Source organism: Nocardioides sp. cx-169, assembly GCF_021083605.1.
Taxonomy (GTDB): domain Bacteria; phylum Actinomycetota; class Actinomycetes; order Propionibacteriales; family Nocardioidaceae; genus Nocardioides.
Window position 1 is genome coordinate 265,753 of sequence record NZ_JAJNRO010000009.1, and the last position, 18,824, is coordinate 284,576.

General features: G+C 70.3%; 19 protein-coding genes. 17 read left to right on the plus strand and 2 right to left on the minus strand.

Annotated elements, in window-relative coordinates; genetic code table 11:
- Nucleotides 1–6: 6 nt before the first annotated feature.
- A complete protein-coding gene (locus LRP67_RS14570) occupies nucleotides 7–1,089 on the plus strand; it encodes an ABC transporter ATP-binding protein (RefSeq protein WP_374107424.1) in 1,083 nt (360 codons plus the stop codon).
- Here LRP67_RS14570 and LRP67_RS14575 read toward each other — a convergent pair.
- The gene (locus LRP67_RS14575) at nucleotides 1,086–1,964 is read right to left on the minus strand and encodes a PD-(D/E)XK nuclease family protein (RefSeq protein ID WP_231270885.1); all 879 of its coding nucleotides are present in this window, start codon (nucleotides 1,962–1,964) and stop codon (nucleotides 1,086–1,088) included. The two genes, LRP67_RS14570 and LRP67_RS14575, sit on opposite strands and share 4 nt — an antisense overlap.
- A 99-nt stretch (nucleotides 1,965–2,063) precedes the next feature.
- On the opposite strand from LRP67_RS14575, the gene LRP67_RS14580 reads away from it, so the two are divergent.
- The 4 genes from LRP67_RS14580 (at nucleotide 2,064) to arc (ending at nucleotide 6,974) form a co-directional block, all read left to right on the plus strand.
- Nucleotides 2,064–3,197, plus strand: a complete 1,134-nt coding sequence (locus LRP67_RS14580; protein WP_231270886.1) for a site-2 protease family protein — start codon at nucleotides 2,064–2,066, stop codon at nucleotides 3,195–3,197.
- A 26-nt stretch (nucleotides 3,198–3,223) separates the two neighbouring features.
- A complete protein-coding gene (locus tag LRP67_RS14585; RefSeq protein ID WP_308189756.1) occupies nucleotides 3,224–4,207 on the plus strand; it encodes a tRNA (adenine-N1)-methyltransferase in 984 nt (327 codons plus the stop codon).
- Nucleotides 4,204–4,935: a glutamine amidotransferase gene (locus LRP67_RS14590; RefSeq protein ID WP_231270887.1), complete on the plus strand. Its 732-nt coding sequence runs from the start codon at nucleotides 4,204–4,206 to the stop codon at nucleotides 4,933–4,935. The genes LRP67_RS14585 and LRP67_RS14590 overlap by 4 nt, the downstream gene beginning before the upstream one ends.
- A 281-nt stretch (nucleotides 4,936–5,216) precedes the next feature.
- A complete protein-coding gene (gene arc / locus LRP67_RS14595) occupies nucleotides 5,217–6,974 on the plus strand; it encodes a proteasome ATPase (RefSeq protein WP_231270888.1) in 1,758 nt (585 codons plus the stop codon).
- A 95-nt stretch (nucleotides 6,975–7,069) separates the two neighbouring features.
- Here the strand turns inward: arc and LRP67_RS14600 are convergent, their stop codons facing one another.
- A complete protein-coding gene (locus LRP67_RS14600) occupies nucleotides 7,070–7,699 on the minus strand; it encodes a class I SAM-dependent methyltransferase (RefSeq protein WP_231270889.1) in 630 nt (209 codons plus the stop codon).
- Nucleotides 7,700–7,919: 220 nt separating this feature from the next.
- On the opposite strand from LRP67_RS14600, the gene dop reads away from it, so the two are divergent.
- From dop to LRP67_RS14660, 12 genes are all read left to right on the plus strand, one after another.
- A complete protein-coding gene (gene dop, locus LRP67_RS14605; protein WP_231270890.1) occupies nucleotides 7,920–9,428 on the plus strand; it encodes a depupylase/deamidase Dop in 1,509 nt (502 codons plus the stop codon).
- 105 nt (nucleotides 9,429–9,533) lie between these two features.
- Nucleotides 9,534–9,731: a ubiquitin-like protein Pup gene (locus LRP67_RS14610; protein ID WP_231270891.1), complete on the plus strand. Its 198-nt coding sequence runs from the start codon at nucleotides 9,534–9,536 to the stop codon at nucleotides 9,729–9,731.
- On the plus strand, nucleotides 9,728–10,582 hold the full coding sequence (gene prcB / locus LRP67_RS14615; protein WP_231270892.1) for a proteasome subunit beta: 855 nt from the start codon (nucleotides 9,728–9,730) through the stop codon (nucleotides 10,580–10,582). Before LRP67_RS14610 ends, prcB begins: the two co-directional genes overlap by 4 nt.
- A complete protein-coding gene (prcA, locus tag LRP67_RS14620; RefSeq protein WP_231270893.1) occupies nucleotides 10,579–11,499 on the plus strand; it encodes a proteasome subunit alpha in 921 nt (306 codons plus the stop codon). The genes prcB and prcA overlap by 4 nt, the downstream gene beginning before the upstream one ends.
- 176 nt (nucleotides 11,500–11,675) lie before the next feature.
- Nucleotides 11,676–12,683, plus strand: coding sequence for a hypothetical protein (locus tag LRP67_RS14625; protein WP_231270894.1), 1,008 nt, complete (start codon nucleotides 11,676–11,678; stop codon nucleotides 12,681–12,683).
- Between the two features lie 94 nt (nucleotides 12,684–12,777).
- Nucleotides 12,778–14,139, plus strand: coding sequence for a Pup--protein ligase (gene pafA / locus LRP67_RS14630; protein WP_231270895.1), 1,362 nt, complete (start codon nucleotides 12,778–12,780; stop codon nucleotides 14,137–14,139).
- 166 nt (nucleotides 14,140–14,305) lie between these two features.
- Complete coding sequence (locus LRP67_RS14635) at nucleotides 14,306–15,238, plus strand: FKBP-type peptidyl-prolyl cis-trans isomerase (RefSeq protein WP_231270896.1); 933 nt, start codon at nucleotides 14,306–14,308, stop codon at nucleotides 15,236–15,238.
- Nucleotides 15,239–15,248: 10 nt separating this feature from the next.
- On the plus strand, nucleotides 15,249–16,217 hold the full coding sequence (locus LRP67_RS14640) for a YafY family protein (protein ID WP_231270897.1): 969 nt from the start codon (nucleotides 15,249–15,251) through the stop codon (nucleotides 16,215–16,217).
- Nucleotides 16,214–17,200: a YafY family protein gene (locus LRP67_RS14645; protein WP_231270898.1), complete on the plus strand. Its 987-nt coding sequence runs from the start codon at nucleotides 16,214–16,216 to the stop codon at nucleotides 17,198–17,200. Before LRP67_RS14640 ends, LRP67_RS14645 begins: the two co-directional genes overlap by 4 nt.
- Nucleotides 17,201–17,235: 35 nt before the next feature.
- Nucleotides 17,236–17,529 carry a Sec-independent protein translocase subunit TatA gene (locus LRP67_RS14650; RefSeq protein WP_231270899.1) on the plus strand — a complete coding sequence of 98 codons (294 nt, stop codon included), beginning with the start codon at nucleotides 17,236–17,238 and terminating at the stop codon, nucleotides 17,527–17,529.
- A gap of 28 nt (nucleotides 17,530–17,557) precedes the next feature.
- A complete protein-coding gene (tatC, locus tag LRP67_RS14655) occupies nucleotides 17,558–18,394 on the plus strand; it encodes a twin-arginine translocase subunit TatC (protein ID WP_231270900.1) in 837 nt (278 codons plus the stop codon).
- Nucleotides 18,391–18,801, plus strand: coding sequence for a hypothetical protein (locus LRP67_RS14660; protein ID WP_231270901.1), 411 nt, complete (start codon nucleotides 18,391–18,393; stop codon nucleotides 18,799–18,801). Before tatC ends, LRP67_RS14660 begins: the two co-directional genes overlap by 4 nt.
- The last annotated feature ends 23 nt before the right edge of the window (nucleotides 18,802–18,824 follow it).

An 18,824-nucleotide genomic window follows, 5' to 3' on the forward strand; every position in this document is an offset into this window, starting at 1 on the left:
CAGGAGATGCCCGAGGACCTGCCGCCAGCCGAGCGGCCCGAGCCGCTGGTGCGCATCGAAGGACTCAAGGTCCACTTCCCGATCCGCAGTGGCGCCCTGCTGGGCCGCCGGGTGGGAGCCGTCAAGGCCGTGGACGGCGTCGACCTCTCGATCCCCGCCGGCCGGACGCTGGGTCTGGTCGGTGAGTCGGGCTGCGGCAAGTCGACGCTGGGCAAGGCGGTGCTCAGACTGGCGCCCGTGACCGAGGGCCGGGTCATCTACGACGGCACCGACGTCGCGGCCCTGCCCCGGGAGAGCCTGCGCCGCATGCGCCAGCACATGCAGATGGTCTTCCAGGACCCGCTGGCCAGCCTCAACCCCCGCCAGAGCGTCGAGACCATCCTCACCGAGCCCCTGCGCGCGCACGGGATCGCCTACGACCGCCGCGACCGGGTCCGCGAGCTGCTGGACCAGGTGGGCCTGCCTGCCTCGGCGGCGCTGAAGTACCCCCACGAGTTCTCCGGCGGGCAGCGGCAGCGCATCGGCATCGCCCGAGCGATCGCCCTCGAGCCCCGCTTCGTGATCGCCGACGAGCCGGTCTCCGCGCTCGACGTCTCGATCCAGGCGCAGGTGCTCAACCTGCTCGACGAGCTGCAGGAGCGGCTCAACCTGACCTACCTGGTCATCGCCCACGACCTCGCCGTCGTCCGACACGTCTCCGACGAGGTCGCGGTGATGTACCTCGGCGGCATCGTGGAGCAGGCCTCGAGCGACGACCTGTACGCCGAGCCGCTGCATCCCTACACCAAGGCCCTGATGTCGGCCGTCCCCGTGCCCGACCCGAAGGTCGAGGCAGGCCGCGAGCGGATCGTCCTGGCCGGTGACCTGCCGTCTCCGGCCGCGCCGCCCCCGGGCTGCCGCTTCCACACCCGCTGCCCGTTTCGCCAGGAGACCCGCTGCGACACCGAGCGGCCCCCGCTGCGGCTGTTGGGCGGGGCGGACCACCTGGTGGCCTGCCACTACGCCGAGGACATCCGGGACGGTCGGATCAAGCCGCACGAGGTCACGGCCGAGTCCGTCGAGGCGGCCGAGGCCGAGCTGCCCGCCTAGCGCGCGTCCTCGCCGTCGTCGGGGGTGGGCAGCGGCGGGGGAGTGCCGCCCCACTCGGGGCAGATGGCCTGGTGGGCGCACCAGTCGCACAGCCGGCTGCGGCGCGCCTGCCAGTCGCGGCTCTCGGTGGCGTGGCGGATCGCCTGCCACACGGCCTCGACCTTGCGCTCGGTGGCGAGCAGGTCCCGCTCGTCGGGCACGTAGCGCAGGATCTCGCCGTTGCCCAGGTAGATCAGCTGAAGCATGGCGGGCACGACCCCGCGGGTGCGCCAGATGACGAGGGCGTAGAACTTCATCTGGAACAGGGCCTTGGCCTCGAACCCCTCGGTCGGCGAGCGCCCCGTCTTGTAGTCCACCACCCGGATCGCGCCGTCGGGGGCGACGTCGATCCGGTCCACGAAGCCGCGCAGCAGCAGCTTGGAGTCCAGCAGCGCCTCGACGTACAGCTCTCGCTCGGCGGGCTCGATGCGCTGGGGGTCCTCGAGGGAGAAGTAGCGGTCGAGGACGGTGCGGCACGAGGTCAGCCACGCGGCCACGTCGGGGCCCTCGGTGCCGAACATCTCGGCCACGCCGGGCTCGGCGTCGAGCAGCTCGTCCCAGGCCGGCATGAGCAGTCCGCGCGCGCGCTCCGGGGTGCGCTCGCGCGCCGGCAGGTCGAAGAGGTTCTCCAGGACCCGATGGACCACCGTGCCGCGCACGGCGTCAGCCGAGTAGGGCTCGGGGAGCCGATCGATGGTGCGGTAGCGGTAGAGCAGCGGACAGGTCAGGAAGTCGCCGGCGCGGCTGGGGGAGAGCGCGCCGAGCACGTCCACCCCGTCCACGGGGGTGGAGACCCGCTCCGCCGGGGAGGCGCCCGCCGCTGCCTGGACCGTCATCGTGACCTCACGAGCTCGACCCTAGGCGAGGGCGCCGACAGCCCGCGGGAAGGCGACGCCGCACGCCGACGGCGAACGAGGGTCGGCTAGGTTCGAGGTGTGTCCGACCCCGTCCCGCGCCCTGCTCCCCGGCCCCCCGGGACCTTCAAGCTGGGCACGATCGCGGGCAGCGAGGTCCTCGTGTCCTCGTCGTGGTTCCTCATCGCCGGACTGATCGCCATCTTGATGGCCCCCCAGGTCGAGCTGGTGGAACCGGGCCTGGGCGCCGGGAAGTACGTCGCCGGCCTCGCGTTCGCGGTGATCCTCTACGGGTCGGTCCTGCTCCACGAGGCCTCGCACGCGCTCATGGCGCGCCGCTACGGCTTCACGGTGCAGTCGATCACACTGCACTTCCTCGGCGGCATGACCTCGATCGAGGGGGAGGCACGCACGCCGCGCCAGGAGTTCTGGATCGCCGTCGTGGGGCCGTTGACCTCGCTGGCGGTCGGTGCCGTCGGGGTGGGCCTGTGGTTCGTCACCCCCGACGGGCTGCTGCTGATGGCCGTGCAGGGCCTCGCCGGCGCGAACCTTCTGGTCGGGATCCTCAACCTGGTGCCGGGACTGCCGCTCGACGGAGGTCGGGTGCTGAAGGCCGCCGTGTGGCGCGCCACCGGAAACGTGCACCGTGGCACCCTCGCGGCAGGCTGGGGCGGCCGGATCACGGCCGGGCTGGTCCTGCTGTGGCCGCTCTTCCAGGAAGAGGTTCTCGGGCGGCCCCCCGACGTCATCGACTTCGTGCTCGCGATCGTCATCGCTTCCTTCCTGTGGTCGGGTGCCACCGCCGCGATGGCCTCGGCCCGGTTGCGCGCGCGACTGCCCGCGCTGCGCGCCCGCGAGCTCGCCCGCCGTACCCTCGCCGTGCCCGACGACCTTCCGCTGGCCGAGGCCGTCCGCCGTGCCCAGGAGGCAGAGGCGGGCAGCATCGTCACCGTCACCACCGGGGGGCGCCCTGTCGGCGTGGTCAACGAGGCCGCGCTGCTGGCCACTCCGCCGGAGCGGCGCCCGTGGGTCGCGGTGTCCACCGTCGCCCGCACCCTCGACGAGGGTCTACAGCTTCCGGTCGGCATCGACGGCGAGGAGCTGGTCATGGCGATCAACCGCACTCCGGCGGCGGAGTACGTGCTCGTCGAGGAGGACGGGAGCGTCTACGGCGTGCTGTCCACCGCCGACGTCGACCGAGCGTTTCGCCAGTGAGTGCCCGGCCCCAGTAAGGTTCCGCGGTGTCCTCGACCCAACCGCACGACGACGATGTCGCCCCCCAGGCCTGGTCCGGTGTCCACCGCGGGCCCCTGCGCGAGGGCGAGTGGGTGCGACTGGTCGACGCCAAGGGGCGCAAGCACAACATCTGCCTCGAGGCCGGTAAGACCTTCCACACCAATCGCGGCGGGATGTCCCACGACGACCTGATCGGGCGGGAGGAGGGCTTCACGATCACCTCGACGTCGGGCGGCGAGTACCTCGTCTTCCGGCCGTTGCTCTCGGAGTTCGTGGTGTCGATGCCTCGCGGGGCGGCGGTCGTCTACCCCAAGGACGCCGCCCAGATCGTGGCCATGGCCGACATCTTCCCCGGGGCCGACGTGGTCGAGGCCGGGGTCGGCTCCGGCGCCCTCACCTGCTCGTTGCTGCGGGCGGTCGGCCCGTTCGGGCGCGTGACGTCGTACGAGCGTCGTGAGGAGTTCGCCGAGGTCGCGCGCAAGAACGTCACCCAGTTCTTCGGGGCGCCCGACGGCGAGACCCACCCGGCCTGGTCGCTGCGGCTGGGCGACCTCGCCGAGGAGCTGCCGGCGAGCGGGGAGCGCTACGACCGAGTCATCCTCGACATGCTCGCGCCCTGGGAGTGCCTCGACGCCACCGCCGACGCGCTGCGGCCCGGCGGCATCGTGTGCGCGTACGTCGCCACCACCACGCAGCTGTCGCGCTTCATGGAGACCGTGCGGCTACATGGCGGCTTCACCGAGCCGCAGGCGTGGGAGTCGCTGGTGCGCGACTGGCACGTCGAGGGGCTCGCCGTACGGCCCGGGCACAAGATGATCGGGCACACGGCCTTCCTGGTGACCGCCCGTCGCATGGCGCCCGGCCAGAGGGCTCCGCTCAAGCGCCGCCGTCCCGCCCCTGGCGCCTACGGTCCCGACTACACCGGGCCGCGCGCCGAGGTCGTCGAGGACGTGTCCGGTGAGGCGGTCGGGGAGGCCGAGAGCGAGTGAGGCCGTTCCTGCTCCTGTCCATCCGCGCCGAGGAGGCGGCGGCGCGGGAGGAGTACGACGCATTCTGCCGATTCCTAGAGGTCTCGCCGGCCGAGCTGCACACCCGGTCCCTGGCTTCCGGCCCCCTGGGGGACGTGGCGCTCGATGACTGGTCCGGCATCCTGCTCGGCGGCGGCGCGTTCACCGTGTCGGACCCCCAGCCGCTGAAGTCGGAGGCCCAGCGCCGCACCGAGGACGAGCTCGCCGTACTGCTCGACGCGGTCGTCGCGGCCGACTTCCCCTTCCTGGGCGCCTGCTACGGAATCGGCACGCTGGGCAGCCACCAGGGCGGGGTGGTCGACACCAACCACCCCGAGCCCGTGGGCCCGCTGTCGGTGACGCTCACGGACGCCGGTCTCGCGGACCCGCTGTTCGCCGACGTCCCGCGCCACTTCACGGCGTACGGCGGTCACAAGGAGGCGCTGTCGCTCCTGCCCGCCCACGCCACGTTGCTGGCGACGTCCGGGGCCTGCCCGGTCCAGGCCTTCCGGGTGGGTGAGCACGTCTACGCCACCCAGTTCCACCCCGAGCTCGACCTGCCCGGCTTGCTGACCCGCATCTCGGTCTACGCGACGCACGGCTACTTCGACCCCGCCGACGCCGACCGCCTGCGCGACGCCGCCCGCGCCGTCACCGTCTCCCATCCCGGCACCCTCCTGCGCAACTTCGCCCGCCGCTACGCCCGCTGACCCCCCCGCGGGCGGACGTCGTCCACCCGTGGTGTGGGGGGGAAACCCCCAACGCCCCCCCCCCCCCCCCGCGGGGGGTGGGGAACCCCCCGGGGGGGACGCGGCCCCCCGGTGGTTGGGACACAACCCGCAACCCGCCGCCCCTCCGACGTGCGGTTTGTGACCAAACCACGGGCCCTCCGGGGGACCGACCCTGTCCCAAATCGTGACCAACACCGTGGCTCAGAGACTTCCGTTGGTGTGATGCCCGGGTAGGGTCGCACGTACAGGAGGTGGGCCTCATGTCGATGTCAGATGGTGTGTCCAGCAGCGGTAGCGGTCGGAGTCCCGACGAGCTCGAGAGCCAGGTGCGCTTCCTCGAGTCCGAGGTGACCGACCTGCGCCGCCGGCTCAACGAGGTGCCGACGCACTCGCATGGGGTGGAGATGCGGCTGGCAGACGCACAGCGCTCGCTGTCGGCTGTCACGTCTCAGAACGAGCGACTCGCGGAGACGCTGCGCGAGGCGCGCGACCAGATCATGAAGCTGAAGGAAGAGGTCGACCGGCTCGCCCAGCCACCCGCCGGCTTCGGAACCTTCCTGGCTCGCAACGAGGACGACTCCGTGGACGTCTTCACCGGGGGGCGCAAGCTGCGGGTCAACGTCAGCCCGTCGGTGCAGCTCGACGACCTGCGTCGCGGCCAGGAGGTCATGCTCAACGAGGCCCTGAACGTCGTTGCCGCCTTCGACTACGAGAAGGTCGGGGAGGTGGTGATGTTCAAGGAGCTGCTTGCCGACAGCGAGCGCGCCCTGGTGATCGCCAATGCCGACGAGGAGCGCGTCGTGCGCCTGGCGCAGCCGCTGCTCAGCGACACCATCCGGGCCGGCGACTCCCTCCTGCTCGACTCGCGCGCGGGCTATGTCTACGAGAAGGTGCCCAAGTCCGAGGTCGAGGAGCTCGTCCTCGAAGAGGTACCGGACATCGACTATGAGTCCATCGGAGGCCTGTTCGGGCAGATCGAGCAGATCCGCGACGCAGTGGAGCTGCCTTACCTGCACCCCGAGCTGTTCCTCGAGCACGAGTTGAAACCCCCCAAGGGGGTCCTGCTGTACGGGCCTCCCGGATGCGGCAAGACCCTGATCGCCAAGGCCGTGGCCAACTCGCTGGCCAAGAAGGTCGCCGCCAAGACCGGCCAGGAGGGGAAGTCGTACTTCCTCAACATCAAGGGCCCCGAGCTCCTCAACAAGTACGTCGGCGAGACCGAGCGGCACATCCGCCTGGTGTTCCAGCGTGCGCGGGAGAAGGCCAGCGAAGGCACCCCCGTCATCGTCTTCTTCGACGAGATGGACTCGCTCTTCCGGACCCGTGGCTCCGGCGTCTCCTCCGACGTCGAGAACACGATCGTGCCGCAGCTGCTCAGTGAGATCGACGGTGTCGAACTGCTCGAGAACGTGCTGGTCATCGGAGCGTCCAACCGCGAGGACATGATCGATCCCGCGATCCTGCGCCCCGGCCGGCTGGACGTGAAGATCAAGATCGAGCGCCCCGACGCCGAGGCGGCTCGCGACATCTTCTCGAAGTACCTCACGCCGAGTCTGCCGCTTCACGCGGATGACCTGGAGGAGTTCGGCGGCAACCGGAACGCCTGCGTCGCCGGGATGATCCGCGCCACGGTGGAGCGGATGTACACCGAGACCGAGGAGAACCGCTTCCTCGAGGTCACCTATGCCAACGGAGACAAGGAGGTCCTGTACTTCAAGGACTTCAACTCCGGCGCCATGATCCAGAACATCGTCGACCGGGCCAAGAAGATGGCGATCAAGGACCTCCTCGACCACCAGCAGCGCGGTCTGCGCGTCTCGCACCTGCTGCAGGCGTGCGTCGACGAGTTCAAGGAGAACGAGGACCTCCCCAACACCACGAACCCCGACGACTGGGCGCGCATCTCCGGCAAGAAGGGCGAGCGGATCGTCTTCATCCGCACCCTCATCACCGGCAAGCAGGGCACCGAGCCCGGACGTTCGATCGACACCGTCGCCAACACGGGGCAGTACCTGTAGCCCGGTCCATTGGCGCGCGGTTTGGTCACAAACCGTGGAAGCACGCGCCCGGAACGCGCGGTTTGTGACCAAACCGCGCAGTGAAACCCCCGCACTTAGCCGGTACGGACGACGGCCCGGCCGGCGGAGCAGTACGTGAACGGCCGAGTCAAACGCGGTCCGGGCAGGTAGCCCTGCTCGAGGTCGGTGATGTCGAAGTCGGCGGCCGTCACCAGGTCCGGCAGGTCCCGGGTGAGGTGGCAGCCGCCGGCGACGCGGCGCTGGACGGGCTCGCACCGGCGCTGCCACCTCCGCACCGTCGCCGTGGGCGCCAAACCGTGCTCGAGGAAGAACAGGGCACCCCCCGGACGAAGCACTCGCCGCACCTCGCTCAAGGCGCGCATGGGGTCGGGGATCGTGCAGAACGTGAACGTCGAGAGCACCGCGTCGTAGGTCGCGTCGTCGGCGTCGACCCGCTGGCCGTCGAGACCCACGCGCGTGACCGGCACAGAGGTGGCCGCGCGCCGGTCCTGAGAGAGCCGCCAGGCCAGGTCGGAGGGCTCCACGGCGTCGATCCGGACGATGCCGGGCGGGCAGTGGGCCAGATTGAGACCACTGCCGAAGCCCAGCTCCAGCACCGCGCCGCTCAGTTGGGCACAGGCACGGTCGCGGTGGGGGGCCAGCTCCTCCCCACGCAGCGACGCCTGGACGAGCCTGGGGACGACGCGCTCCTCCCACCACCTCATCTCGACGGCCCCACCGGCGCGTCGGAGCCGCACAGCGCGGCCCGCGGTGTGCTAGTCATGGCTTCTGCGTCGTCCACCGCGGACGGCCCGCACCCCCGGAGCCACTCATGATCAAGATCCTCGTCATCATCGTCGTCGTCCTCGTCATCGTCTACCTCGCTCAAATGGTGCTCCGCAAGCGCTGAAGAACGGGCGCTGGCCGGCCGCGTAGGCTCGTTCCATGAGCGTACGGCGGGTCATGGGGACGGAGGTCGAGTACGGCATCTCGGTCCAGGGGCAGCCCCTGGCCAATCCGATGGTGGCGTCCTCGCAGGTGGTGAACGCCTACGCGTCGGCGACCGTACGGGCCAGGCGCGCTCGCTGGGACTTCGAGGAGGAGTCCCCGCTGCGCGACGCGCGCGGGTTCGACATGGCGCGCCAGGTCGCCGACCCCTCGCAGCTGACCGATGAGGACATGGGGTTGGCGAACGTCATCCTCACCAACGGGGCCCGGCTGTACGTCGACCACGCCCACCCGGAGTACTCCACGCCCGAGGTGACCAACCCCCTCGACATCGTGCGTTGGGACAAGGCGGGGGAGCAGGTGATGCTCGACGCCCAGCGGCGGGCCGGGGCCCTGCCCAACGGCGTCCCCATTGCGCTGTACAAGAACAACACCGACAACAAGGGCGCCTCCTACGGTGCCCACGAGAACTACCTGATGCGGCGCTCGACGCCCTTCGGCGACATCGTGCGCCACCTCACGCCGTTCTTCGTCAGCCGGCAGGTGGTGTGCGGCGCCGGCAGGGTGGGCATCGGCCAGGACGGGCGTGAGCACGGCTTCCAGGTGAGCCAGCGCGCCGACTTCTTCGAGGTCGAAGTGGGCCTCGAGACCACGCTGAAGCGACCGATCATCAACACCCGCGACGAGCCGCACGCGGACCCGGAGAAGTACCGACGCCTGCACGTCATCATCGGCGACGCGAACCTCTCCGAGGTGTCGACCTACCTCAAGGTCGGCACCACCTCGCTGGTCCTGGCGATGATCGAGGACCGCTTCATCGGCCCCGACCTCACCGTGGACGGCGCCGTTGCCGCGCTGCGCTCGGTCTCCCACGACCCCACGCTCCGCCAGACGCTGACGCTCACCGACGGCCGCACCATCACGGCCGTGCAGCTGCAGCTGGAGTATCTGGACCTGGCCAAGAAGTACGTCGAAGACCGTCTGGGAGCCGACGCGGACCCACAGACGCTCGACGTACTCGCCCGCTGGGAGTCGGTGCTCGACCGGCTGGAGCGGGACCCGATGCTATGCGCCACCGAGCTGGACTGGGTCGCCAAGCTCAAGCTGCTCGAGCAGTACCGCGAGCGCGACGGGCTGGACTGGGACGACGCCAAGCTGGCGTTGATCGACCTGCAGTACTCCGACATCCGACCGGACAAGGGGCTCTACAACCGCCTGGCCGCCTCGGGCCGGATGGAGCGCCTTCTGGACGAGAAGACCATCGTCCGAGCCATGCACGACCCGCCCGAGGACACGCGGGCCTACTTTCGCGGTCGGTGCCTGGAGCAGTACGCCGACCATGTGGCTGCGGCGTCTTGGGATTCCGTCATCTTCGACCTTCCCGGCCGGGAGTCCCTCCAGCGCGTGCCCACCATCGACCCGCTCCGGGGCAGCCGCGCCCACGTCGGGGAGCTCCTGGACCGGTGTGAGACCGCCGAGCAGCTGTTCGCTGTGCTCACGCGCTGAGTCGGCGGGATGTGGTTTGGTCACAAACCGCGTCAGCGAACCGCCGGAGCCTGCGGTTTGTGACCAAACCACGAAGTCGCTGGCGCTACTGGATAAGGTCGAGTCATGGCCCAGGAGCAGAAGCAACCGCGCAAGTCATCGGAGACCGAGGAGGCGACGGAGGTCGCCCCGGAGACCGACGTGGCCGAACGCAAGGAAGCGCTCGACGACGACGTGGACGCCATCCTCGACGAGATCGACGAGGTGCTGGAGTCCAACGCCGAGGACTTCGTGAAGTCGTTCATCCAGAAGGGTGGCCAGTGAACGATCCGCGCCTGCCGGCCTCGTACCTCCAGCCCGGTATCTCATCTTTCAGCGACTTCCTCGCGGCGGAGTCGCCCGAGCTGCTGCCGAGCCGCCGTGCGCTACCCCAGGGGCAGGCCGGTGAGCTGGCTCCTCACGGGACCACCATCGTCGCCGCGACGTTCCCTGGAGGCGTAGTCATGGCTGGGGACCGCCGCGCCACGATGGGCAACATCATCGCCCAGCGCGACATCGAGAAGGTCTTCCCGGCTGACGAGTTCTCCGCCGTGGGAATCGCTGGGACCGCCGGTCTCGCGGTCGAGATGGTGCGCCTGTTCCAGACCGAGCTCGAGCACTACGAGAAGATCGAGGGCACCACGCTGTCGATGGACGGCAAGGCCAACCGTCTCGCTGCCCTGATCCGGGCCAACCTCGGGATGGCCATGCAGGGGTTGGCCGTCGTACCCCTGTTCGCCGGGTTCGACCTGCGGCACAGCCAGGGCCGGATCTTCAGCTACGACGTGACCGGTGGGCGCTACGAGGAGACCGCGTTCTACTCGGTGGGCTCGGGCTCACTGTTCGCCAAGGGGTCGCTGAAGAAGCTCTACCGCGAGGACCTCGACGAGACGGAGTGCGTGACCGCGGTGATCCAGGCCCTGTACGACGCCGCCGACGACGACTCCGCCACCGGCGGCCCCGACATGGCGCGGAGGATCTTCCCTGTGGTCCGGGTGATCACCGCTGACGGCGGTCGCCGCCTGCTAGACGACGACGTGGCCCAGATCGCCGACCGTGTCATCGCCGGCCGCATGATCCGACCCGATGGACCGGGCGCCCCGTTGACCGGCGGTACGACGGGGGGCCAGCGATGAGCATGCCCTTCTACGTCTCGCCCGAGCAGCTGATGAAGGACCGGGCGGACTTCGCCCGCAAGGGCATCGCCCGCGGGCGCTCCGTCGTGACCGTGCAGTACGCCGAGGGCATCCTGTTCGCCTCCGAGAACCCCTCGCAGGCACTGCACAAGGTCTCGGAGATCTATGACCGCATCGCGTTCGCCGCGGTAGGTCGCTACAACGAGTTCGAGAACCTGCGCATCGCCGGCGTCCGCCTGGCGGACATGCGCGGGTATGCCTACGACCGTCGTGACGTCACCGGTCGCGGCCTCGCCAACGCCTACGCCCAGACCCTCGGGACGATCTTCTCCAGCGGCGGCGAGAAGCCCTACGAGGTGGAGATCTTCGTCGCCGAGGTCGGCGACACAGCCGCCGACGACCAGATCTTCCGGCTCACCTATGACGGACAGGTCGCCGACGAGCAGGGCTTCGCCGTCATGGGCGGGGCCTCCGACGTGGTCGCGGCCTACATCCGGGAGCACTACGTCACCGACTCGAGCCTGCAGGACGTCGTTCGGCTGGCCGTCGCTGCCCTGGGACACACGGCCGACCAGGACCGGGTCATCGACGTCGAGGACCTCGAAGTCGCGATCTTGGACCGCACCCGAACGCAGCCCCGCAAGTTCGTGCGGCTCGCTCCAGGGCGCCTCCAGGGGCTCCTCGGCGAGCGCGGACCCTCCTCTCCCGGGGCCCCCTCCCCAGAGGACACCCAGGCGGGGCCGGCATCGAACGACGCCAGCCCCGACGACCCCGCCGACCCCACCGACCAGTCGAGCGGTCACGTCGCTCCGCTGGAGGATCCGCTCACCGGTGAGCCGGCCAGTGGAGGAGGGGCCGACCAAGACCCCGAGCCGCCCGTCGCGCCACCCGCTCCGGGGCCCAACTCGCCGCTCTGACCTCGCCGTGGCCGCGCCCCACGGTTTGGTCACCAACCGCAGCTGCGGGCGCCTCTCTCAAGGGGTTTGTGACCAAACCGCGAGGGGGTGCGTCGCGCCGTCACCCGCTCAGGCGCTCGTCCACAGGCGGGGCGGCGCGAGTTTCAGACCGACTCGAGCGACCCAGGCTGGAGGGTATGTCGGAGAAGCAGGCGAACGGCGCGGCGGTGGAGCAGGTGGCGGCGGCGGCCATCAAGGCCGCAGGTGCGTCGAGGGGCGAGGTGCGACTTGCCGGGATGCGCCGGGTCAGCCACGGCCTGCAGCGACCGAGCACCGACAGCGACGCCTGGACGGAGCTCTTGCTCGACCTGGCTGCCTGGCTGCTGGTGCTGCCCGCAGGAGCGGTCCTCACGCACCTGACGGGGGCCATGCTCCGGGGGTGGGCACTGCCGCGACTGCCCGACGACCTGCCCGTGTTCGCCGCGGTGCGCACGGGGCAACGCCGCCCTCGACGACCGGGACTCCTGTGCGCACGGCTGGTGGGTGACTCGCCGGCCGAGGTGAGGCACGGGCTCCCTGTGGAGGGCGCGGAGGAGATCCTGCTCCGGGCCGCCCGCGACCTGGGCGTCCTGGACCTGGTCATCATGATCAACTCGGCCTTGCGCCTCGCCGACATAGACCCGGACCGCATGGAGGCCCTTCTCCGCAGCCGTCGCCCGGGGGTGCGCCAGTTGCGCACGGCCTGGTTGCTGGCCGACCGCAGGGCGGAGTCGGCAGGGGAGACGATCCTTCAGCTCTTCCACCGGGCGATCGGGGTGCCCGTCGAGCCGCAGGTCCGGATCATCGACGAGTCGGGCCGATTCCTGGGGCGCGTCGACCTGCTCGTCTCGGGCACGCGCCTGGTGCACGAGTACGACGGGGAGCACCACCGCGGCCAGGTGCAGCAGCGCACCGATCTGAGGCGCGAACGCGGCCTCGCGCCGACGTACACGCGCCGAGGCTTCACCCTGGACGACCTGCTGAATCACCCGGCGGCAACCATGCACGAGATCGACCGCACCCTGGGACGCGGACACCAGAGCTCACGGTTGACCAGGTGGCGCGTCCTGGTCGAGAACTCGATGTACTTTGCGTCGTGTCGAAGGCGGCTGCTCCTGCGCTGGCAGCGCGCGACCGGCGTGATCGACTGGTCCCGGGTCGCCTGAGGGCGTCGCCGAGATCGTGGTTTGGTCACAAACCGCGGCCGCGCCGCACCGGAGACGTGCGGACGTCTGCGCAGGGGCACCGTAGGGTTTAGGTGTGGACCGGCGGATCTTCGGCATCGAGAACGAGTACGGCGTCACGTGCACGTTCAAGGGTCAACGACGCCTCAGCCCGGACGAGGTCGCCCGGTACCTGTTCCGCAAGGTCGTGAGCTGGGGCCGCTCGAGCAACGTCTTCCTGCGCAACGGGGCGCGGCTGTACCTCGATGTCGGGAGTCACCCGGAGTACGCGACACCGGAGTGCGACGACATCGCCGAGCTCGTGACCCACGACAAGGCGGGGGAACGGGTCCTGGAGGGCCTGCTGTTGGACGCCGAGCAGCGGCTGCACGACGAGGGCATCCAGGGCGAGATCTACCTGTTCAAGAACAACACCGACTCCGCCGGCAACTCCTACGGCTGCCACGAGAACTACCTGGTCGGGCGCGCCGGTGAGTTCAGCCGACTGGCCGACATCCTGATCCCCTTCCTGGTGACCAGGCAGATCATCGTCGGGGCGGGCAAGATCACCCAGACGCCGCGCGGCGCGTCGTACTCGATCTCCCAGCGTGCCGAGCACATCTGGGAGGGCGTCAGCAGCGCCACCACCCGGAGCCGTCCCATCATCAACACCCGGGACGAGCCGCACGCGGACGCCGAGAAGTACCGGCGGCTGCACGTCATCGTCGGCGACTCCAACATGAGCGAGACCACGACGATGCTGAAGGTCGCCACCTGTGACCTCGTCCTGCGCATGATCGAGGAGGGCGTGGTCATGCGGGACCTCACGATGGAGAACCCGATCCGCGCCATCCGTGAGATCTCCCATGACGTGACGGGTCGCCGGAAGGTCCGCCTCGCCAACGGTCGGGAGGCGAGCGCCCTGGAAATCCAGGGTGAGTACCTCTCCAAGGCGCGCGACTTCGTGGATCGTCGTCAGATCAGCACCCCCTTGATCGAACGCGCCCTCGACCTGTGGGAGCGGGGTCTCAAGGCTGTCGAGTCCGACGACCTGGGGCTGGTCGACCGGGAGATCGACTGGGTCATCAAGTGGAAGCTCATCGAGCGCTACCGCGCCAAGCACGGGCTCCCGCTCGGCCACCCCAGGATCGCCCAGCTGGACCTGGCCTACCACGACATCCATCGCGGCCGCGGGCTCTACTACCTGCTGGAGAAGCGCGGCGCCGTCGCCCGGGTCTCCACCGACCTGCGCATCTTCGAGGCCAAGTCGCTCCCGCCGCAGACCACCCGCGCCCGGCTGCGCGGCGACTTCATCCGCAAGGCCCAGGAGCGTCGGCGTGACTTCACCGTCGACTGGGTGCACCTCAAGCTCAACGACCAGGCCCAGCGCACCGTGCTGTGCAAGGACCCCTTCCGCGCCTACGACGAGCGGGTGCAGCGGCTGATCGACGGCATGTGAGCCGTCCGCGCGGCCGCGGTTTGGTCACAAACCGCGCCATGTGGTGGCCGGGGCCTGCGGTTTGTGACCAAACCGCGTACCCGTGCGACCCCGGGGCTTGGGGTTCTCTCAGCCGCGGCTTGTAGGGTGACCGCGCTGTCATGCTCCGCTCCAGAAGGTGAATCTCTTGCTCTCACGTCGTCGTCGTGCCGCGACCCTGGCCGTCTCCGCGCTCCTGCTGTCCGTCCTCGCCGCGTGTGGTGATGACTCCGCGGAGGATGCTGACGGGCTCGAGGGGCTCGCCGCGGTGGAGATCTCCGGCGAGTACGGCGAGGAGCCCGAGGTGACCTGGAAGGACAAGCTGGTCGCCGACGAGGTCGAGATGGAGGTCCTCAGCGAGGGCGACGGCGCCGAGGTCGCCGAGGGCGACGAGGTGTCGGTCAACTACTGGGTCGGCAACGGCTTCACCCAGCAGAAGACGTACAGCACCTACGACAGCGGCGCGCCGGAGACGGTGCCGGTGTCCGACGAGGTCACCGCCGCGTTCAAGGACGCTCTCCTCGGCCAGACCATCGGCTCCCGCGTGGCCGTGACGTCGTCGGCGAAGGACGCCTTCGGCGAGATGGGCAACCCCGGCCTGGGCATCGGCAACAAGGACACCGTGCTGCTCATCCTCGACCTGATGAAGCCGCCGCGGACGCCGCAGCTCAAGGACGTCTCGGCGGCCCGCCAGCCCGCGCTGGTCGAGAAGGACGGGCAGCCGACCGGGTTCGACTTCTCCGGCATCGACAAGCCGTCCGTCGACGGCAACCTGCTGCGCACCATCGTCAAGCAGGGCACCGGCAAGCCGGTCACCAAGGACATGGAGCTCACCGTCGACTACCTGGGCTCGGTCTACGAGGGCGCCAAGCCCTTCGACGAGAGCTTCTCCAAGGAGCCCGCGACGTTCAAGCTGACCGAGGTCATCGGCGGCTGGACCCAGGGCCTGGACGGGGTGAAGGTCGGCAGCCGCGTGCTGCTCGCGATCCCCCCGAGCCTCGGGTACGGCCCTCAGGAGCAGGCCAACATCCCGGCCAACAGCACCCTGTACTTCGTGGTCGACATCATCTCGGCCAAGTAGCCTGCCCGTCGTGAACGAGCGCAAGAGCGAGCGACTGCTGAACCTGCTCATCATGCTGCTCGTCCAGCGTCACTTCGTGCCCAAGGAGCGCATCCGCAGCCTGCTCTACCCGGACTCCAGCACGGACGCGTTCGAGAAGATGTTCGAGCGCGACAAGGAGGAGCTGCGCAGCCTGGGGGTGCCGATCGAGGTCGGCCAGATGGACGCCTTCTTCGCCGACGAGCCCGGCTACCGCATCCGTCCCGACGAGTTCGCGCTGCCCGACATCGCCCTCGAGCCCGACGAGGCCGCGATCATCGGCCTGGCCACCAAGGTGTGGGAGCACGCTCGACTCGCCGAGGCGACCACGGAGGTCGTGCGCAAGCTCACCGCCCTGGGCGTGCCGCTCGACGTCTCCGCGCTCGACATCGTCCAGCCTCGGCTCAGCGCGGACGAGCCGTCGTTCGACGTGTTCTTCGAGGCCGTGCAGGAGCGCAGCGCCGTCGAGTTCGACTACGTCCGGTCCGGCCAGAGCGAGGTCTCCCGGCGACGCCTGCACCCCTGGGGCGTCGCGCGCTACGCCGGTCGCTGGTACGTCGTCGGGCACGACCTCGACCGGGACGCCGAGCGCCTGTTCCGGCTCTCCCGGGTGCGCGGCCGCGCTCGCAAGGTCGGTCCCGCCATCGCCTACGAGGTCCCGCCCGGCACCGACGTCAGCGAGGTCGCGCGCCGACTGGCCCCGGCACCGCGCCACGAGCGCGCTGTGGTCCTCGCGCGTGCCGGCGCCGGCCTGCCGCTGCGGCGGGAGGCCGACGAGGTGACCCCCGGCGTCACCGGACCCGACGACCGCACGTCGTGGGACCGCCTGGTCCTCACCCGCACCGCGACCGGGCTGGCCGACGAGCTGCTCGGCTACGGTGCCGACGTGTACGTCGAGGAGCCGGCCGAGCTGCGCGACGCGGTCGTGTCGCGCCTGAGCGCAGTCGGGGGTGCCGCATGAGCATCAGCCCGTCCGGCGCCAAGGACCAGGTCGCCCGGCTGCTCACGCTGGTGCCGTTCCTGCACACCCACGGTCAGGTCCGCATCGACACCGCCGCGGCGGCGCTCGGGGTCCCCGAGGAGCAGCTGGTCAAGGACCTGAAGGTGCTGCTCATGTGCGGGCTGCCGGGCGGCTACCCCGACGACCTCATCGACGTCGACCTCGACGCCCTCGAGGCGGGGGTCATCCGGGTCTCCAACGCCGACTACCTCGCCCGCCCGCTTCGCCTCACCCCCACCGAGGCGAGCGCGATCATCGTGGCGCTGCGCGCCCTGCGCAGCGGCGCCAAGGACGACACCCGGGAGGTCGTCGACCGCGCGCTGGCCAAGCTGGAGGCGGCCGCCGCCGAGGCCTCCGCGTCCCTGCAGATCGACCCCGGCGTCAACGCCGCCGACGCCGACCAGGCGCTGCTCGCCGTACGGCTGCGCGCCGCGGCCGACCTCGGTCGTCAGGTCCGCCTGACCTACTACGTGCCGGCCCGCGACGAGGAGTCCGTGCGCGTGGTCGACCCGCACGGCGTCATCACCCACCGCGGCCTCGCCTACCTCGACGCCTGGTGCCACAGCGCGGAGGCCCCGCGCCTGTTCCGTCTGGACCGGATCGCTCAGGCGGAGACCCTCGAGACGCCCGTCTCCCGCCCGGACACCGAGCCACGCGACCTCGGTGACGGGCTGTTCACCTCCTCCTCCGACACCACGCCGGTGACGCTGCGACTGCGGCCCGAGGCGCACTGGGTGACCGAGTACTACCCGATGGAGGCGGTGCGTCCCCAGGACGACGGCGGCCTCGAGGTGGACCTCCAGGTGGCCGACGAGCGCTGGTTGACCCGGTTGCTGCTGCGCCTGGCCCCGCACGCGGAGGTCGTCGCCCCCGCGGCCTACGGCGAGGCGTTCCGGGCGGAGGCCAGCGACGCCCTCCGCCTGTACCTGCCACCCCCGGCGTAGGCTAGTGACGCACGCCCCCGACGAATGAGGTCCCGATGTCCTACCCGCTGATTGGCATGCCGGCTGGAGCCGAGTGGCTCATCATCCTGGCCATCGTCATCCTGGTCTTCGGTGCGGCCAAGCTCCCCGCTCTGGCCCGGAGCACCGGCCAGTCGCTGCGCATCTTCAAGGCCGAGACCAAGGGGCTGCGCGAGGACGACGCGCAGGACCCGACCACGCCGCCGGTGACCCCGTCGGCCGAGCTGCCTCCCGTCCCGCCCCCCGCCGGCCCCCAGGTCTCTCAGCCGCAGCCGCCCAGCACCGAGCAGTCCGACACCCGCAACGTCTGAGCGCGCGGCGGCCTGAGAGCATCACCGCGTGTCCATCTCCGGCGTCGTCCAGTGGTTCGTGGGCAAACCGGTCCACCCGGTCGGCCCCGACGGCCGGATGGCCCTGTCCGACCACCTGCGGGAGCTGCGTGCGCGGATCCTAAAGATGACGCTGGTCGTCCTGCTCGGACTCGCGGTCGCCCTGGTCTACTTCGACCCGCTGTTCGAGCTGGTCTACGACCCCTACCTGCAGGCGCAGAAGTCGCTGCCCAACGGAGCCACCGAGGCCACGACCAACGGCGCGGGCGGTGGCCTGATGCTCTACCTCAAGCTCTGCGGGCTCGCAGCCGTCGTCGCCACCAGCCCGTTCTGGCTGTACCAGATCTGGGCGTTCATCCTGCCCGGGCTGCACGACAAGGAGAAGCGCTGGTCGCGTATCTTCGCGGCCATTGCCGGGCCGCTGTTCATCGCCGGCGTGCTGCTCGGCTACGTCACGCTGCCGAAGGGCCTGGAGATCCTGATCGGCTTCACCCCGGACGGGCTGACCAACCTGGTCGAGTTCAACGAGTACCTCACGTTCTTCAGCCGGACCCTGCTGGTCTTCGGCATCGCCTTCGAGATCCCGCTGTTCGTGGTGCTGCTCAACCTCGCCGGCGTCGTGACTGGCAAGGGGCTGGGTGCTCACCGGCCCTGGATCATCGTCGGGGTGTTCGTGTTCGCGGCGGTGGCCACCCCCTCGGCCGACCCCTTCACGATGACGTTCATGGCCGTCCCGATGGTGCTCCTGTTTCTCCTCGCCGAGCAGATTGCCCGCTACAACGACCGCCGCCGGGCCAGGAGCGACCCCAACGCCGGGCTGTCACCCGACGAGGCGTCGGTCCTGTGAGCGCGGCCGTCACGGTCCTCGACGTCGACCCCTTCGACCTGCCGGACTGGCTGGGGGAGGGGGAGGTCACCTGGTCCTCCGACGTCGGACTGCGCACGGGCCACCTCGTCGCCGGGCGCCTCACCGGCAGCGGCCCCGAGGCGGCGCCCGTGCTCCCCTGCGACCTGCTGGCGGTCGACGAGGCCTACCCACAGCCGGTCACCGAGACCCCGTTGCGCTCGCGAGCCCACCAGAGCTGGCGCCACGGGCAGCTGCACCTGGCGACGTACGACGGTCGCCTCACCCTGCTGGTCCCCGGCACCTCCTTCGACGCCGACCTCGTCCTGGAGGCGCTGGCCCGCCTGGCGATGGCGGTCGGGGCACCGCCGGAGCGCTACGCCGTGCACCTGCGGATCGGCCACCGTTAGCCGTGCGCACGCACTAGGCTCCC

Excerpts from the sequence above, each read along its gene's own strand:
- LRP67_RS14610 (WP_231270891.1), top strand. The coding sequence starts at position 9,534 with ATGGCCCAGGAGCAGAAGCAACCGCGCAAGTCATCGGAGACCGAGGAG.
- dop (WP_231270890.1), top strand. The coding sequence starts at position 7,920 with ATGAGCGTACGGCGGGTCATGGGGACGGAGGTCGAGTACGGCATCTCG.
- prcA (WP_231270893.1), top strand. The coding sequence starts at position 10,579 with ATGAGCATGCCCTTCTACGTCTCGCCCGAGCAGCTGATGAAGGACCGG.
- LRP67_RS14575 (WP_231270885.1), bottom strand. The coding sequence starts at position 1,964 with ATGACGGTCCAGGCAGCGGCGGGCGCCTCCCCGGCGGAGCGGGTCTCC.
- LRP67_RS14570 (WP_374107424.1), top strand. The coding sequence starts at position 7 with ATGCCCGAGGACCTGCCGCCAGCCGAGCGGCCCGAGCCGCTGGTGCGC.
- LRP67_RS14600 (WP_231270889.1), bottom strand. The coding sequence starts at position 7,699 with ATGAGGTGGTGGGAGGAGCGCGTCGTCCCCAGGCTCGTCCAGGCGTCG.
- LRP67_RS14650 (WP_231270899.1), top strand. The coding sequence starts at position 17,236 with ATGTCCTACCCGCTGATTGGCATGCCGGCTGGAGCCGAGTGGCTCATC.
- arc (WP_231270888.1), top strand. The coding sequence starts at position 5,217 with ATGTCGATGTCAGATGGTGTGTCCAGCAGCGGTAGCGGTCGGAGTCCC.
- LRP67_RS14625 (WP_231270894.1), top strand. The coding sequence starts at position 11,676 with ATGTCGGAGAAGCAGGCGAACGGCGCGGCGGTGGAGCAGGTGGCGGCG.
- LRP67_RS14645 (WP_231270898.1), top strand. The coding sequence starts at position 16,214 with ATGAGCATCAGCCCGTCCGGCGCCAAGGACCAGGTCGCCCGGCTGCTC.